Source organism: Staphylococcus sp. KUGN1 (assembly GCF_045984185.1).
GTDB classification, from domain to species: domain Bacteria; phylum Bacillota; class Bacilli; order Staphylococcales; family Staphylococcaceae; genus Staphylococcus; species Staphylococcus warneri_A.
Window position 1 is genome coordinate 1,192,105 of the sequence record NZ_JBJQIL010000001.1, and the last position, 15,513, is coordinate 1,207,617.

General features: G+C 32.6%; 10 protein-coding genes. 1 reads left to right on the forward strand and 9 read right to left on the reverse strand.

Annotated features, from left to right (window positions below; translation table 11 throughout):
- Positions 1–53 precede the first annotated feature (53 nt).
- From ACJQQZ_RS05805 to ACJQQZ_RS05840, 8 genes are all read right to left on the reverse strand, one after another.
- Positions 54–890: a YtnP family quorum-quenching lactonase gene (locus ACJQQZ_RS05805; protein WP_124227863.1), complete on the reverse strand. Its 837-nt coding sequence runs from the start codon at positions 888–890 to the stop codon at positions 54–56.
- A 175-nt stretch (positions 891–1,065) separates the two neighbouring features.
- A complete protein-coding gene (trmB, locus tag ACJQQZ_RS05810; protein ID WP_107532489.1) occupies positions 1,066–1,710 on the reverse strand; it encodes a tRNA (guanosine(46)-N7)-methyltransferase TrmB in 645 nt (214 codons plus the stop codon).
- A 13-nt stretch (positions 1,711–1,723) separates the two neighbouring features.
- On the reverse strand, positions 1,724–2,515 hold the full coding sequence (locus ACJQQZ_RS05815) for a phosphotransferase family protein (RefSeq protein WP_124227927.1): 792 nt from the start codon (positions 2,513–2,515) through the stop codon (positions 1,724–1,726).
- A gap of 360 nt (positions 2,516–2,875) precedes the next feature.
- Complete coding sequence (gene dat, locus ACJQQZ_RS05820) at positions 2,876–3,724, reverse strand: D-amino-acid transaminase (RefSeq protein ID WP_107532491.1); 849 nt, start codon at positions 3,722–3,724, stop codon at positions 2,876–2,878.
- Between the two features lie 3 nt (positions 3,725–3,727).
- Positions 3,728–5,137: a dipeptidase PepV gene (gene pepV / locus ACJQQZ_RS05825; RefSeq protein WP_002452160.1), complete on the reverse strand. Its 1,410-nt coding sequence runs from the start codon at positions 5,135–5,137 to the stop codon at positions 3,728–3,730.
- Between the two features lie 170 nt (positions 5,138–5,307).
- Entirely contained in the window at positions 5,308–5,733 is a 426-nt protein-coding gene (locus ACJQQZ_RS05830; RefSeq protein ID WP_002452159.1) for a YtxH domain-containing protein, read from the reverse strand.
- 21 nt (positions 5,734–5,754) lie between these two features.
- Positions 5,755–6,447, reverse strand: coding sequence for a pseudouridine synthase (locus tag ACJQQZ_RS05835; RefSeq protein ID WP_124227864.1), 693 nt, complete (start codon positions 6,445–6,447; stop codon positions 5,755–5,757).
- On the reverse strand, positions 6,444–8,105 hold the full coding sequence (locus ACJQQZ_RS05840) for a putative polysaccharide biosynthesis protein (RefSeq protein ID WP_075779005.1): 1,662 nt from the start codon (positions 8,103–8,105) through the stop codon (positions 6,444–6,446). The genes ACJQQZ_RS05835 and ACJQQZ_RS05840 overlap by 4 nt, the downstream gene beginning before the upstream one ends.
- A gap of 318 nt (positions 8,106–8,423) precedes the next feature.
- On the opposite strand from ACJQQZ_RS05840, the gene ACJQQZ_RS05845 reads away from it, so the two are divergent.
- A complete protein-coding gene (locus tag ACJQQZ_RS05845; RefSeq protein ID WP_145506631.1) occupies positions 8,424–9,692 on the forward strand; it encodes a BaiN/RdsA family NAD(P)/FAD-dependent oxidoreductase in 1,269 nt (422 codons plus the stop codon).
- 43 nt (positions 9,693–9,735) lie between these two features.
- Here ACJQQZ_RS05845 and ACJQQZ_RS05850 read toward each other — a convergent pair whose 3' ends face one another.
- On the reverse strand, positions 9,736–15,285 hold the full coding sequence (locus ACJQQZ_RS05850; protein ID WP_124227866.1) for a DUF1542 domain-containing protein: 5,550 nt from the start codon (positions 15,283–15,285) through the stop codon (positions 9,736–9,738).
- Positions 15,286–15,513 lie beyond the last annotated feature (228 nt).

The window sequence follows — 15,513 nt, forward strand, 5'->3', positions numbered from 1 at the left end:
CATGCCTCAATTTTGAGATTCTTGAACAAAGCTATAACCTTTTTTTCATTGATTTAATATTGTCTATATGCACGTTTAACTGTCTCTTTAACGTTGTGTTTATCTAAATCAAATTTAAGTGCAAAGTATTCCTCGTCATGATAAAACAAGAACCAATAATCATTAAAAATATAATAAGGAATGCATCTTTCCTTTTCTTCAATCGATGTCATAGGGTAATCATCATATGCTGTAACCCATAATGGATTACGATGTGCTAAGGTTGGGAAAATATCAGCCATATGTACTGCTTTTTGCCCTTCGCTTTCAATAGTTATGATACAGTGTCCATTACTATGTCCACCTGTATGTATCATTCTAATACCTGGAACTGGTTCGATGTTATCTTTAAATAATATAACTTTTTCTTCGTAATCTCCTTGATTTTCCTTCCAATACGTCGCCTGACTACGTATATTCGGTGCTAAAAATTCATGCCATTCATATTGTTGAATATAGTGTGTAGCATTTTTAAATAGTGCATGCCCATGTTCATTGGTAAGTCCCGCAGCATGGTCAAAGTGTAAATGAGTCATTAAGACCATATCTATATCATCTGGTGTCAATCCAAAATATGCTAATTCCTCTTTAATAAAACTTTCTTGTGTAACACCACTATTTCTTTTTTGCTTGTCTGTTAATTTATTATTACCAATACCTGCATCTATTAAAATATTGTAGTCTGGGTGTTGAATAAGAATTGGGTGCGTAGGCGTATGAACCTGATTCTTGTCGTTTACTTTATATTTTCTTGTCCAAAGTGGTTTGGGTACAACACCAAACATCGCGCCACCATCTATATGCGTATTGCCTCCATTTATATCATCTATTGTCAATGCACCTAACCTCATCAAATCACTTCCCCATTTTAGTCTTGAAACAGTCAAACTTAATTATAATCTATAATATTTTTAGGACATTAGCAATAATTGACATTGCTCTATTATGGTTAAATACCGTGACGACTCAGAACATCTTTGATTCACACAAAAAGACAAGCACCAGTTAAGGTGCTTGTCTTTTTCATTATATATTTTTATGAAATTTAGCTTCCATTCGATAGATTCTAGAACCTTTTTCAGAAAATTTCTGTTCATATTCTGTTAAAATATTATCTTCGTCATCTTCTTCATGTAAGTTTAAATTCATCTTTGTAAAGTACATACCAAATTGAGACATACTTTCTAGACTGTACGCAAAAAGACCTCTATTATCGGTTTTAAAGTGAATTTCGCCATCTTCAATTAAAATTTGTTTATATAATGCTAAGTATGTATGATATGTAAGTCTTCTTTTAGCATGACGTTTTTTAGGCCATGGATCAGAAAAATTAAGATAAATTCTTGAAACTTCACCATTTTTAAAGTATTCGTTAAGTTCTATCGCATCATTACAAATCATTTTCAGATTAGATAAGTTTTGTTCTTTAACTTTATCTAATACCTTATACATGACGCTTTTTTCACGTTCCATTGACACGAAATTAATTTCTGGATGTTGTGCGGCAAGTGTTGTAATAAATTGCCCCATTCCTGAGCCAATTTCAATATAAATCGGTTGCTTTTGTTCAAACCATTCATCTATATGCCCAGCATGCGAACCATCCATGTCAACTAAGTCTGGATGGTCTTTCAAATAATCTTCCGCCCAAGGTTTGTAGCGAACTCTCATACTCAATTTCTCCTTATATAAATAAGTTGCTATTCATCACTTCATTTAAAAATTCAAGCCATGTATTCATATCTTTAAAACGCTTTTGTTCTTCATACCATTGAACCATACCAATAGATTGAATAACCGTATACCACTTCATACGTTTGTTTAGATTTAAACTTTCTTGAACACCATATGTTTCAAACCATTTAGACCATTTATTTTCAGGAACGTAGTTGTAAAGCAGCATACCAATATCAATAGCAGGATCTGCAATCATTGCACCTTCCCAGTCTACTAAAAATAGCTCATCACGATCTGATAAAAGCCAGTTATTATGATTGACATCACCATGTACAACAGTGAAAAATCTTGAATCTAAATTAGGTATATGCTCTTCTAAATACGTTAATGCTTTTCTAACAACATGATGTGTTAAAACTTCTCTTGAAAGAGATGCATTAATTTTATTTAGCATAATACCTGGTGTAATTGGTTCCATTTCCATTCTTTTTAGCATGGTCAATAATGGTTTAGAATTATGGATTTTTTTCAGTATTTTGGCTACTCTAGGCTGTTGCATTTCGTTCGCTGTTAATTCGCGACCGTTTTTCCAATGTTGCGCCGTTACGACTTCACCAGTTTCAATTCTTTTCGTCCAAACTAACTTAGGTACAATACCCTCTGCAGATAAAGCTGCTATAAAAGGATTAGTATTTCGTTTTAAAAACAACTTCTGACCATCTTGTTCAGCCATATAAGCTTCACCAGAAGCACCGCCAGCTGAATCTAATGTCCACCCTAACTGATAAAACTGCTCCAACACGTTCACCTCACTTTCAATTAGAAAATGGCTCCAGAAATATGTTTTTCAAGAGCCATATATTCTAATTTATAGAAACCGTATAGTCATTTCTACACGCTTGTTTAAATTTATTTTACAGTTTTGTGAGTTGGCTAATTTTTATATTTTTGTCCCTAAAAATACGCTTTAAAATTGCGTCCTCATTTTTTATCACTCATAGAAGATTTTATAATTTTTACCATTATATTTCAACTAAAAATGAGAAACTAAAAGACACATTTTACTAGTCCGCTCGTTTAAAAATTATAAAACTACTTTGACTTAGATTATAACATATTTAGAGTGAGATAGTTGGAGAAATTTTGATAATTATTCAACTTATAAACTATGTGTTTTGATATATTCGTTAAATCCATCTTGAAGTTGTCTCGTAACTTCACCTACATTGCCATTTCCGACATCTTCTCCATCAATCTTAACTACAGGCATGACCTCAGCTGATGTACTAGAAATGATCACTTCATCTGCATTTTTTAGGAAATCAACAGTAAACGTTTCTTCAATAAATGGAATATTTTTATCTTCAGAAATCCATTTAATAACTTTTCTTGTAATACCATTCAAAATAAAGTTATTCACAGGATGCGTGTACACTTTTCCATCTTTGATAGCATAGACGTTACTTGAAGCACCTTCTGTAACAGTGTCACCGCGATGTTGAATTGCTTCACTAGCATTATATTTCACAGCAAATTCTTTAGCTAATACGTTCCCTAAAAGATTTAAACTTTTAATGTCACAACGTAACCAACGAATATCTTCTGTTGTAACAGCATAGACACCTTTTTCTAAATCGTCGAACGGTCTATCATAACTCTTTGTAAATGCCATCAATACAGGTTTTACCGGTGGTGTTGGAAAAGAATGTTCTCGTGGTGATGCACCACGTGTTGCTTGAATATAAATCCCACCATTTTTAACACCGTTAACCTCTAATAATTTACGCACTAATTCGATTAATTCATCGACTGTATAATTCAGATCTAATCCAATTTCATTAGCACTTCTTAAAAATCTTTCAAAATGTTCTTTAACTGTAAATAACTTACCTTCGTATGCACGAATGTATTCATATATACCGTCACCAAACACGTATCCTCTATCTTCATATGATACCTTTGCTTCTTCTTGTTCTAGGAATTCACCATTAATAAAAACTTTTGTCATAAATTATCCCTCCACACATAATGAGTATATCGCCTCGAGATAAATACTCGTTGCATTAAATAGTTGTTTTTTCGTGATGTATTCGTTTTTCTGATGCATTAAGTCTTCAGAGTCGCTAAACATAGCACCAAAAGCGACACCTTTGTCTAAGTTTCTTGCGTAAGTACCGCCACCAATTGTATACGGTTCTGTCATATCTCCAGTTTGGTTTCTGTATGCAGTCACTAATTTTTGAACAAATGGATCATTTTTATCCACATAATGAGGTTTTTGTACTTTACCCATTTCTATTCTAAATCCTAATGTTTCAATCTCTTTTGAGAAACGATCAATAGCTTCTTCAAATTCAAATCCTTGAGGATATCTCAAATTCACACCAAAGCGACCAGCATTTTCATTATCATAAGTCATCACACCAATATTTGTAGTGACATCACCCATAATATCAGTATGGAATTTCATTCCCATTTTTTCTCCAAAGTGAGATTCGTGTAAATATTGGTTGCTAAAGTCCACAAAATCTTTTGCACTTTTATTTAAATTCAACGTAGCTAAGAATTCTAAAAGATAAAGTCCTGCATTAATTCCTAAAGAAGGGTCCATGCCATGAACAGCTTTACCTTCAACAGTTAAAATAAGAATACCACTATCTACAGTGCTTTCACCTTGTAGATGATGTGTTTCTAAAAAGTATTCAAAGTTCTGTATCACATCAGTCATGTGTTCTTTGACTAATACTTTAGCTTCTGCATGATCAGGCACCATGTTATAACGTTGTCCAGAATTAAACGCTAATAATTCATAATCTGGTTCATCTACATCTTCAGCCATTTCATTTTGTACTAAGTCAAATGTCGTAATACCTTTTTCACCGTGAATCGCAGGAAATTCAGCGTCTGGCGCAAATCCTAATGCAGGCATTTCTTCAGTTTGAAAATAACGATCGGTACATTTCCAATCAGACTCTTCATCTGTACCAATAATGATATGAATACGTTTCTTCCAATCTACTTTCATATCATTTAATATCTTCACAGCATAGTAGGCCGCAATCGTAGGTCCTTTATCATCTAGTGTGCCTCTAGCAATGATAGCATTATCAGTAACTACTGGTTCGAACGGATTTGAATCCCATCCATCACCAGCCGGTACAACATCAACGTGACAAAGAATACCTAATACATCGTCACCTTGGCCTGCTTCAATTCTACCAGCTATATGATCAACATCATGTGTAGAAAAGCCGTCTCTTTCTGCAATTTGATACATATAATTTAATGCTTCTTTGGGGCCTGGACCTACTGGTGCATCATCGTTTGCTTTACTGTCATCTCTTACACTCTCTATTGATAATAATCCATTTAGGTCTTCAATGATTTGGTTTTCGTATTCTTGAACTTTTTCTTTCCACATTCGAATTCGACTTCCTTTTTTAATAAGTTATTTTCCATTTTACATGAAGTTACTGCGAAACTACAGTAAGATGTTAGAAAAATTACTAAATTTTCTAAATTTTTATTACAAAAAAACACCTATACACGATTTCTTCGAGAAATGTGTATAGGCGTTTAGCTTATTAAAAATTATTTTTTATCTTCTAAAGCATTTTTATTATTTTTTAGATCTTCTTCTGATACGACGCGTAAATTATTATTAGCTGTAGCGCCACCTTCATCATCAAATTTACCTTCTTCTAAATCATCAGCTTTATTTTCATCTAAATTTGTGAATCTAGTTTTTTCTTCCTCGAAGAATGCTTTAGGGTCATTTTTAATTCTTTCTACGTAACCTTTTGGATTACTTTTAACATCTTGAATTGTTTCATTAGCTTTAGAACTAATTTGATTTGCGAAGTCTTTAGCATTCGCTTTATATGATTCTGGGTTTTCTTTGTATTGATTATATTGATCTTTTAATTTATCTCTGCTTTCTTTACGAGATAATAGAACTGCTGCTGCTGCACCACCTAAACCTAATACTACTCTAAATAAATTTGTTCCTTTTGCCATATTCAAACACCTTCTCTTTCTTTAGTTTAAAAGTAATTTAAAATCATTTTCTGTTAATAAACGAAATTCGCCTAATTTAAGAGATGTATCCAACTCTAATTCAGCAATTTTAATACGTTTTAATTGTAATACCTCATTTTCTATCTCATGAAACATTCTTTTAACTTGATGATATTTACCTTCGTATATCGTAACACGTGATCGTCGATTTTCAATGATTTCAAATTGTGCAGGTTTTACTAACCCATCAGACAATTCTAATCCTTCTTTAAATCGCTCTACATCGCTTTGTGTTACATCATTTTTTGATACTACTTCGTAAGTTTTAGGCACGTGTTTATTTGGACTCATCAAATCATGGTTAAATTGACCATCATTAGTGATTAGTAGTAAGCCTTCTGTATCTTTGTCTAACCTACCTACAGGGAAAATCCCCAAGTGTTGATACTCAGGGATTAAATCTATAACAGTTTGATGTTTATCATCTTCAGTCGCTGATACTACACCAGATGGCTTATTTAACATGATATACACTTTATCGATATATATTATTTTTTCATCATTAACTGTAATGATATCTTCATTAGGATCAATTTGCGTTTTTGGAGACTTGATCACTTCATTGTTCACTTTAACGTAACCTTTTTTTAAACTTTGCTTTACTTCATTACGTGTACCTACGCCCATGTTAGCTAAAAATTTATCTAGTCTCATCTTAAGAAACCAACTTTACGTCTGATTTTCTCAGGAATATCACCTAAAAACTCATCTGCAAATTTAGTCTTAATTGTAATACCGCCGTATATTGCTGCACCTACAACCACACCTACAGCAATAATAATTAAATAGCCTATTTTGCTAGGAGCTAGGAATAACTTTCCAATAAAGAATACTAACTCTACACCTAGCATCATAATAAATGAGTATAAAAAGATTTTACCGAAATGAATCCAACTGTAACTAAACTTGAACTGTGCATATTTCTTCAATATGAAGAAGTTACATCCAATTGCAAAGAGTAATGCAAATGATGTACTTAGTACAGCTCCTGGTGTATGGAATAACATAATAAGTGGATAGTTAAGTATTAATTTTATAGCAACTGCACCTAAAATTACATAAACTGTTAACTTCTGTTTATCAATACCTTGTAACATTGACGCTGTAACACTTAACAGTGAAATTAGAATTGCAACAGGTGCATAGATAAACAGTAATCGACTACCATCAAAGTTAGGATCATGACCTTGAACTACTGGATCATATCCATAAAAGACTGTAAATAATGGCTGTGCCAATGCCATAATTCCAATACTAGCTGGAACTGTAATGAACATCAGTACACCAATTGACGTTCTGATTTGTCGATGCATTTCTTCAAAACGACCTTCTTCATACGTTTTGGTAATATATGGAATTAAACTTACTGCAAAACCAGCACTTAATGACGTTGGAATCATAACAATTTTATTTGTCGACATATTTAACATATTAAAGAAAATGTCTTGCAATTGTGATGAAACACCCACTACAGATAATGCACCATTGTGTGTAAATTGATCGACTAAATTAAATAATGGGAAATTTAAACTTACAATTACAAATGGGATACTATATTTTATGATTTCTTTATACATATTGCCATAAGAAACATTGATATCGGTATAATCTGACAATACCATTTTATCAATATTTTTCTTACGCTTTCTCCAGTAATACCATAAAGTAAGAATACCTGCTATAGCACCAATAGCTGCAGCAAATGTTGCGATACCATTAGCCATTAATACTGTTCCATCAAATACATTTAATACTAAATAACTACCTACTAAAATGAAAATCACTCGAGCTATTTGTTCAGTTACTTCAGATACAGCTGTTGGTCCCATTGATTTATATCCCTGGAAGATACCTCTCCAAGTTGCTAATACCGGTATGAAGATAACTACCATACTGATGATTCGAATAATCCAAGTGATATCTGCGACAGACCAGCCATTTTTATCTGACGCATTACGAGATAAAGTTAATTCTGAGATAAAAGGTGCTAGGAAATATAGAATTAAGAATCCTAATACACCTGTTATACTCATGACAATAAAACTTGATTTATAAAATTTCTGACTGACCTTATACGCACCTAAAGCATTGTATTTAGCTACATATTTTGAGGCTGCAAGTGGTACACCTGCTGTAGCTACAGCTATCGCAATATTATACGGTGCATAAGCATACGTGAACGGTGCCATATTTTCTTGTCCACCTATTAAATGGTTAAATGGAATAATAAATAGTACACCAAGAACTTTGGTAATTAAAATACTAAGTGTAATTAAAAAGGTCCCTCGAACCATTTCTTTACTTTCGCTCATTAACTATCTTCCTATCTTTAAAAGTTTATTAAACCTAGTTGAACTCATGTTGTGTTCGTTATCATTAGCTTACATTATTATAAAATATATCACAAAAAGACTAACATGGGGATTGATTTTATAATAATTTTAATTGTTTAAAAGATGATAACGAATTAATCCTTTATTATCCGTTTGAATAGATTATGTATCTAAGATACTTCAAGTTTTCTATTATAGTTATTATTTTATTCATTGTCATCTAATTATACAACTTCTATAGCATATATTTTTTGATTCATATACAATAGTGTTGAATATTCATTGGAGGAAGTTAATATGTATCAAACAATCATCATCGGTGGTGGCCCAAGTGGTTTAATGGCTGCAGTAGCTGCTAGTTCTAATAGTAATCAAGTTCTTATATTAGAAAAGAAAAAAGGTCTGGGTAGAAAATTAAAAATATCAGGTGGTGGTCGTTGTAATGTTACCAATCGCTTACCCTATGCAGAAATAATTAAAAATATACCAGGTAACGGTAAGTTTTTATATAGTCCTTTTTCAATATTTGATAATGAATCCATTATTGATTTCTTTGAAAGTCGTGGCGTTAAATTAAAAGAAGAAGACCACGGACGAATGTTTCCTGTTTCAAATAAGGCCCAAGATGTCGTTGACACGTTAGTAAGCACAATTAACAAACAACAAGTTACTGTTAAAGAAGAAACAGCAGTGACTCGTCTATCTGTAAATGACAATGGTATCTTTACGGTTGAGACATCACAACAAACATATGAAGCAAATAGTGTGATTATAGCAACAGGTGGCACGAGTGTTCCACAAACTGGTTCGACAGGTGACGGTTATCGCTTCGCAGAATCTATGGGACATACCATAACTGATTTATTCCCTACCGAAGTGCCAATCACATCCCCTGAGCGCTTTATCAAAGATAAAACTTTAAAAGGATTAAGTTTGAAAGATGTAGAATTATCCGTTTTAAAGAAAAATGGCAAAAAACGAATTAGTCACCAAATGGATATGATTTTTACACATTTTGGTGTCAGCGGTCCTGCCGCCTTAAGATGTAGTCAATTTGTATATAAAGAACAAAAGAATCAAAAGAAAAACGAAATTCTAATGTCTCTTGACGCTTTTCCAGAGTTAAATCAAGAAGAACTTACGCAACAAATTCGACGTATGTTAAAAGAACAGCCAGATAAATTCATTAAAAATAGTTTACACGGTCTGATCGAAGAACGTTATTTATTATTTATATTAGAACAAGCTAATATTGATAACGAGACAACGTCGCACCATTTATCCAATCAGCAATTGACTACAATTGTTAATTTATTAAAAGGGTTTACATTCAAGGTTAACGGTACCTTACCTATTGATAAAGCCTTTGTTACTGGTGGAGGCGTTTCATTAAAAGAAATAGAGCCTAAAACGATGATGTCTAAATTAGTTACTGGGCTATTTTTATGTGGTGAGGTGCTAGATATCCATGGTTATACTGGCGGATATAATATCACAAGCGCGTTAGTCACTGGTCATGTTGCTGGTTTAAATGCTGGCAAACATAATACTTTAAAGAACAATTAATAAAACAGAGTCTAGATTTCTCTAGACTCTGTTTATATATTATTTATTTTAATTTATCTTTCTTTTGAACCATTCTTCTACTAACTAAGGCAGCACCTGCAGCAAATGTGATACCCGCTAATGGTAATTGATTATCATGTTGTCCAGTTTCAGGTAATGTTTCTAAACTATTTTGTTTATCAACTTCTGTGTCTGTTTCAACACTTTCATCAGACTCAATTTTAGTTAATGCGTTTGATTCATCGTTACCTTCGTCATTTCCATTTGCTTCTTTAGTAGGATTAGATCCTACATCAGATTTTTGTGGACTTTGTTGTTCTGTTTCTGGAAGAATTGCTTCAATTTGTTCAATAGCTTCTTCTTTCACTTTCATAACTGCTTCATTTGTATCAGCAGCGTCTAGTTGATCAGCAATAAGTGAAGCAAGACGATCTAATTGACTTAATGCTTTATCTTTTTGTCTTTGAGAAACATCAGCATTATTGATTATTACTTTTTGCTGTTGGATATGCTTATTAATTTCTTTTTCTGTTTCATCTTTGATTGACGCTTGTGCTTCGATTTGTGAAATTTGTTGTTCAGCGTCTTTCACAATCGTTTTCACTTCAGAATCAGATGGTGTTGCTTTAATAAGTTCTATCGCATTTTGTTCGATTGGATTTAATTGTTCAATCGCTGCTTCTTTCTCTTCTTTAGTTGCTTTAGGAGTTTTATTAATTTTATCGATTTGTTTTTGAACAAGATTTGCAATTGTATTTCTTGCCTCTGGTTTTACCACCGCAACGACATTAATTGCTTTAAGTTGTTCTAAAGCACTTTCTTTTACTTTAGTAATGTCATCGTTAGTATCTTTAGCATCAATATCAGATAGACCTTGTTCTAAAATATCATTTAGTTGTTCTTCAGCTGCTAATTTTTCAGTTTCAGTAGCATCATCATTGGAATCAATCATGTCTTGAACCTTGTCTGCTTGTTCTTTAAGCGCATTCGCAGCAATTGCTTTTTGTTCAACATTTACTACGACTGCATTTAAATCATTCATTGCATTGGCTTTGATTTGAGCAATATCAATATCAGAAGTTACATTGGCAATTTCAGTTTTAGCAGATTCTAATATATTGTCAACTTGTTGATTAGCTTCATTTAATTCGTCAACTGTTGCACCAGGTGTATTTGCAAATGTTTCTTTTAATTGATTTGCTAAATTATCAATTGAATTAATCGCGTTTGGTTTAGTTACAACTTCTGGATTAATACCATTAATTGCAGTTTCTCCGTTAGTTAAGGCATCCTCAACTTCTTGATTTGTTTCACCATTATTAATATTGATTTCAGCAATTTCTAATTGTTCATTAACATTTTGAATAGCCGCTTCTTTTTCTTGTGCTGTAGCAGTAGCATTTGCATTAATTTCATTTTCTTTAGTTGTAGCAACTTGTTTAATATGAGTGAGTGCTGACGGTTTTTTAGTGAATGTTACATCAAATTGATTCACATTTTCTATAGCATGTTCTTTTGCAGCAGTTAATCTAGCTACGTTAATGGCTTGATTAATAGATGCTTCAGCTTGAGTTTTAATTGCTGCTAAATCTGCAAGCGCAGCGTTCACTTCTTCTTGTGTTCCATCAAAGTCAGCTTCTATTTCACTTACTTTATCGTTATAAACATTAGTAAATTCTTCTAATGCAGCTTGTCTAAGAGTTCCAATTGGTTGGATTGCTTTAATTTCAGATACACCATTTGCCTTAGCGTTATCTACATCTTGATCAGTTTGAGCTTGAGCAACTTGATCTTTTGCTGATGTTAATGCATTTTGAACAGCTTGTTTAGCTTCCGCTATATCTTCTTGTGTTGCATTAGGTGTTTTATCTAATTCCTCTTGTTTTAAATCAGCTGCATTATCTAGTTCTTGTGTTGCATTTGACTTTTTAACAATAGATGGTACAAATTGATTAATTTGAGTTGTACCTTCATTTTTAGCTTGATCTACATCATTATTTGTATTTGCATGATCAATATTACCTGTCACTTGATTCGCAATATCATCTAATTTATTAGATGCTAATTGTTTTTCTTCATTTGTAGCTTGAGGGTTTTGATTTACAGCATCTTTTTGTTGATTAATGCTATTTTGAATATCTTGTTTTGCATTGTCTTTAACAGTTGTTTCTGGTTGAACTGATTGAATAGCTTGATCAGTTGCTTTAACAGCATTATTTACATCAACAATACTTTGAGCATTAGTCACATCTGTTAAACCTTGTTGTAACGCATCATCAACTTTTGTATTTGCAGCTTGTTTTTCTTCTTCCGTAGAACCATTATTATTAGCTATTTGTTGTTTTTTATCGTTAGCTTGATTTTGTAAATCTGTTTTAACAGCTGTTTTAATTCCTGTATCAGCAGTAATCTGACCTATACTATTAATGCCTTCATTCTTTTTAGCCTCAACATCTGCAGCATTTTCTGCATTTACAATAGCTTGATTAGCATTATTTTGTGTGCGAGCTACCAGTTGTTTAGCTGCATCTTTTTCTTCTGTTGTTGCATCTTGGTTTTGATCAATAGTGTTATTTTGATTTGTTGCTGCTTGATCAACTTCATTTTTAGCATTTGTCTTAGTTTGAGTTTCAGGAACAACATTACCAATATTTGTTTCACCATTTTGAACTGCTGTGTCAACTTGTGCATTTGTAGTTGCAGCATTAATTTCATCATTTGCAGTTGTCACTGCTTGAGTTAATGTTTGTAATGCCGCTTCTTTTTCTTCTGTTGTTGCATTAGGTTCGTTGTTAATAATATATGTTTGTTGATCTTGTTTAGTTTTAATATCAGCTAATGCTGTTTCTTTTTTAGTATTTGCAGGTATAACTTGATTAATTTCTTGAATCGTTTGATCTTTAATTTGATTTACTGCTGCGTCAGTTTTAGCTTGGTTAATTTGTTCATTTGAAGCTGCAACGAGTGCATCCACATTATTTGTTGCTGCTTCTTTTTCCTCTGTTGTTGCATTATTATCATTAGGAAATGTCGCTTTACGTTGATCTGCAGCTTGAGTAATTTCGTTTCTAGCATTAGATTTAGTTGTTACAAATGCTTGAACTTGATTAATAGTATTAATACCATCATTTTTATTACTATCAACGCTTTGTTTATTCGCAGCTTGATAAACGTTGGCACTACCTTGACCTAACATACGATCTACTGAATCATTGGCATAATCTCTTTCTTCATTAGTCATATCCGGGTCTTGTGTCAAATCGTGTTTACGTTGATTTGCTACATTTTCTAATTCAGCTATCGCATTATTTTTATAATCTTTAGATGGTGTAATGGCTGCAATTTTTGCAATTTGTTCATTCTTAACATTTTCAACATCTGCATTAGATTGTGCCGCATCTATTGCTTGGTCTGCTTCTGTTTTAGCATTTTGTAATGCTTGTTGAGCTTCATTTTGTTCTTCTGTAGTTGTACCACGCGTATTTTGGATGACACCTTCTTGGTCAGTTACTTTTTGAGCAATTTCAGCTTTTGCAGCCGGTTTAACTTGTGCTTCTTGTTGAATTTGATTGATATCATTTTGATTAGTTGTTACAGCATTGTCAACATCATCATTACTTGCTGCTTGGTCAATGTCGTTATTAGCTTTAGTAACAGCTGCATCAACATTTGCATTAGCTGCATTATGTTCTTCTGTTGTAGAGTTTGTATCTTGATTAATTAATCGTTTTTTATTGTCTGCATCTTGTGCAATTGTTGATTTCGCTTGTTGTTTCTTATCTGTTGATGGCGTTACATCATTAATTTGATTTATACCATTAGTAACCGCATTAGCAACTTCATCGTTTGTTAATGCTTGATCAATATTATTATATGCTTCATTCTTTCTAGGGTCTAAAACATTCATTGCATCATTTTTTTCTTCTGTAGTTGATTGATTTGAGTCATTAATTGCTTGTTTCTTTTGTTCATATGCATGATCAATTGTATTTCTAGCATCTGGCTTTTTAACTTCATCTGGAGCAACATTTTGTAATTCTTGAAGCGCATGATCTCTAGCTTCATTCACTTCATTTGTTGTATTTGCCGCACCTATTGCAGTATTTGCTTGATTTACAATTTGATCTACTTGATTATTGGCAACATTAATCTCTTCTGTTGTCGCATCCATATAGTTATTTGTATTATTATTTCTAATTTGTTCAGCTGACTGATTCACTTCAGCCTTTGCTTCGTCTTTAACTGTAGTAGCTGGCGTAACTGCATTAATTTGATTTATACCTAATTCTTTGGCTTGCGTTACATCCTGATTATTAGACGCGTCATTAATATTAGTAGTTGTATTTTGAACTAAGCCATTAACTTGTTCTTTTGCCACAGCTTTCTCTTCATTTGTAGCATTTTGATTTGCATCTATGTCACCATTATGTGTAGCAGCAGCTTGATTTACTTCTGCAATTGCATTTGGTTTAGCTGTTGAAGCAGGTACAACATTACCGATTGCATTAACATTTTGTGTTTGAATGCCGTTAATCTCATTTTCAGTATTAGCTGCATTAATATCTTTTAATGCTTGTTGTTCTGTTTGATGTACTTGGTTAACTGCTTCTTGTTTTTCTTCATTCGTTGCATCTGGATTATTATTAATTGTTAAAATTTGATCTGCAACTTTTTGAACTACTGCATTTCTTGCTGCATCTCTTGTACGTGCTTGTACATTTATAGCATCAATGGCTGCAATACCATTATTTTTAGCTGTTGTTACATCGTCCGTTGTGTTTGCTTGATTGATATTATTATTAGCATTAAATTGTTGATGTGCTACATCGTTTAAAGCTAATTGTTTTTCTTCTTGAGTGGCTTCTGTTGTGTTATCAATTGCTTGATTTTTATCAGTAGCTTTTTGATTAATTTCATTTGTTGCACCTTGTTTCGCATTTTCTAATGCTTCATCTTGAGCATTAACAGGTTGGTTCTGATTAGGTGCTACATTATTACCATTTTGGTCATCACCCACATCACGTTTATTACGTTTTTTAGGTGTTTGATTATTTTCAACAGTAGCAACTGGTTTGCTTTGTTTGTTTAATCCTTCATTCGATTCAATGGGTGACTCTTTATCTTGTTTTTCTTTTGGCGTTTCTTGAGCTTGCTCTTGATTAGACTGTGGTTGAGCTTGTTCTTGATTACCTTCATTTACTGGATTATCAATAACTGCATTAGGTTGATTGGCATCATTATTAGCTTCTGTTGCTTCTGGATTAGCGATTTGCTCATTATTTGTTTCAACAGCATTTTTGTTATCATTTTGTTGTTGATTTTGTTCTTGAGCTACAACATTTTGAGGTGATGTTTGTTCATTTGCAGGATTAACATTTCCAGCTTGATTTTCATTTGGTAATGTCTGATCATTGGGCTGTCCCTGATTAACGACATTATCTGTCAATGGGCCATTAACATTGACATTATCTTGTTCAGCAGCATCTGCACTATTAGGATTAACGCCTAAAAATGCTACCGTTGCTATTAATGCTGAAAAAATACCAACGTTAAACTTACGAATACTAAATTTTTGTTGCTTAAATAAATTCATAATGACTATCTTCCTAGGTGTATCAATCGTGATGTTGAGTATTAGAAATTTATTTCTATAACAAATAGATTGTACGCATATAATAAATTCATACAACCTATTTATTTATTATTGATTTTATCATCAATATATTTTTAAATCTAGTCTATTAAATAACATTTTTATTTCAAAGTTGTTACTATTATTTTAATAATTATATTTGGTGCAAACTTAATAACTCATTCATAT

Bases quoted from the DNA above. Each gene is read 5' to 3' on its own strand.
- ACJQQZ_RS05805 (WP_124227863.1), bottom strand. From the start codon at position 890: ATGAGGTTAGGTGCATTGACAATAGATGATATAAATGGAGGCAATACG.
- trmB (WP_107532489.1), bottom strand. From the start codon at position 1,710: ATGAGAGTTCGCTACAAACCTTGGGCGGAAGATTATTTGAAAGACCAT.
- dat (WP_107532491.1), bottom strand. From the start codon at position 3,724: ATGACAAAAGTTTTTATTAATGGTGAATTCCTAGAACAAGAAGAAGCA.
- pepV (WP_002452160.1), bottom strand. From the start codon at position 5,137: ATGTGGAAAGAAAAAGTTCAAGAATACGAAAACCAAATCATTGAAGAC.
- ACJQQZ_RS05830 (WP_002452159.1), bottom strand. From the start codon at position 5,733: ATGGCAAAAGGAACAAATTTATTTAGAGTAGTATTAGGTTTAGGTGGT.
- ACJQQZ_RS05835 (WP_124227864.1), bottom strand. From the start codon at position 6,447: ATGAGACTAGATAAATTTTTAGCTAACATGGGCGTAGGTACACGTAAT.
- ACJQQZ_RS05840 (WP_075779005.1), bottom strand. From the start codon at position 8,105: ATGAGCGAAAGTAAAGAAATGGTTCGAGGGACCTTTTTAATTACACTT.
- ACJQQZ_RS05845 (WP_145506631.1), top strand. From the start codon at position 8,424: ATGTATCAAACAATCATCATCGGTGGTGGCCCAAGTGGTTTAATGGCT.
- ACJQQZ_RS05850 (WP_124227866.1), bottom strand. From the start codon at position 15,285: ATGAATTTATTTAAGCAACAAAAATTTAGTATTCGTAAGTTTAACGTT.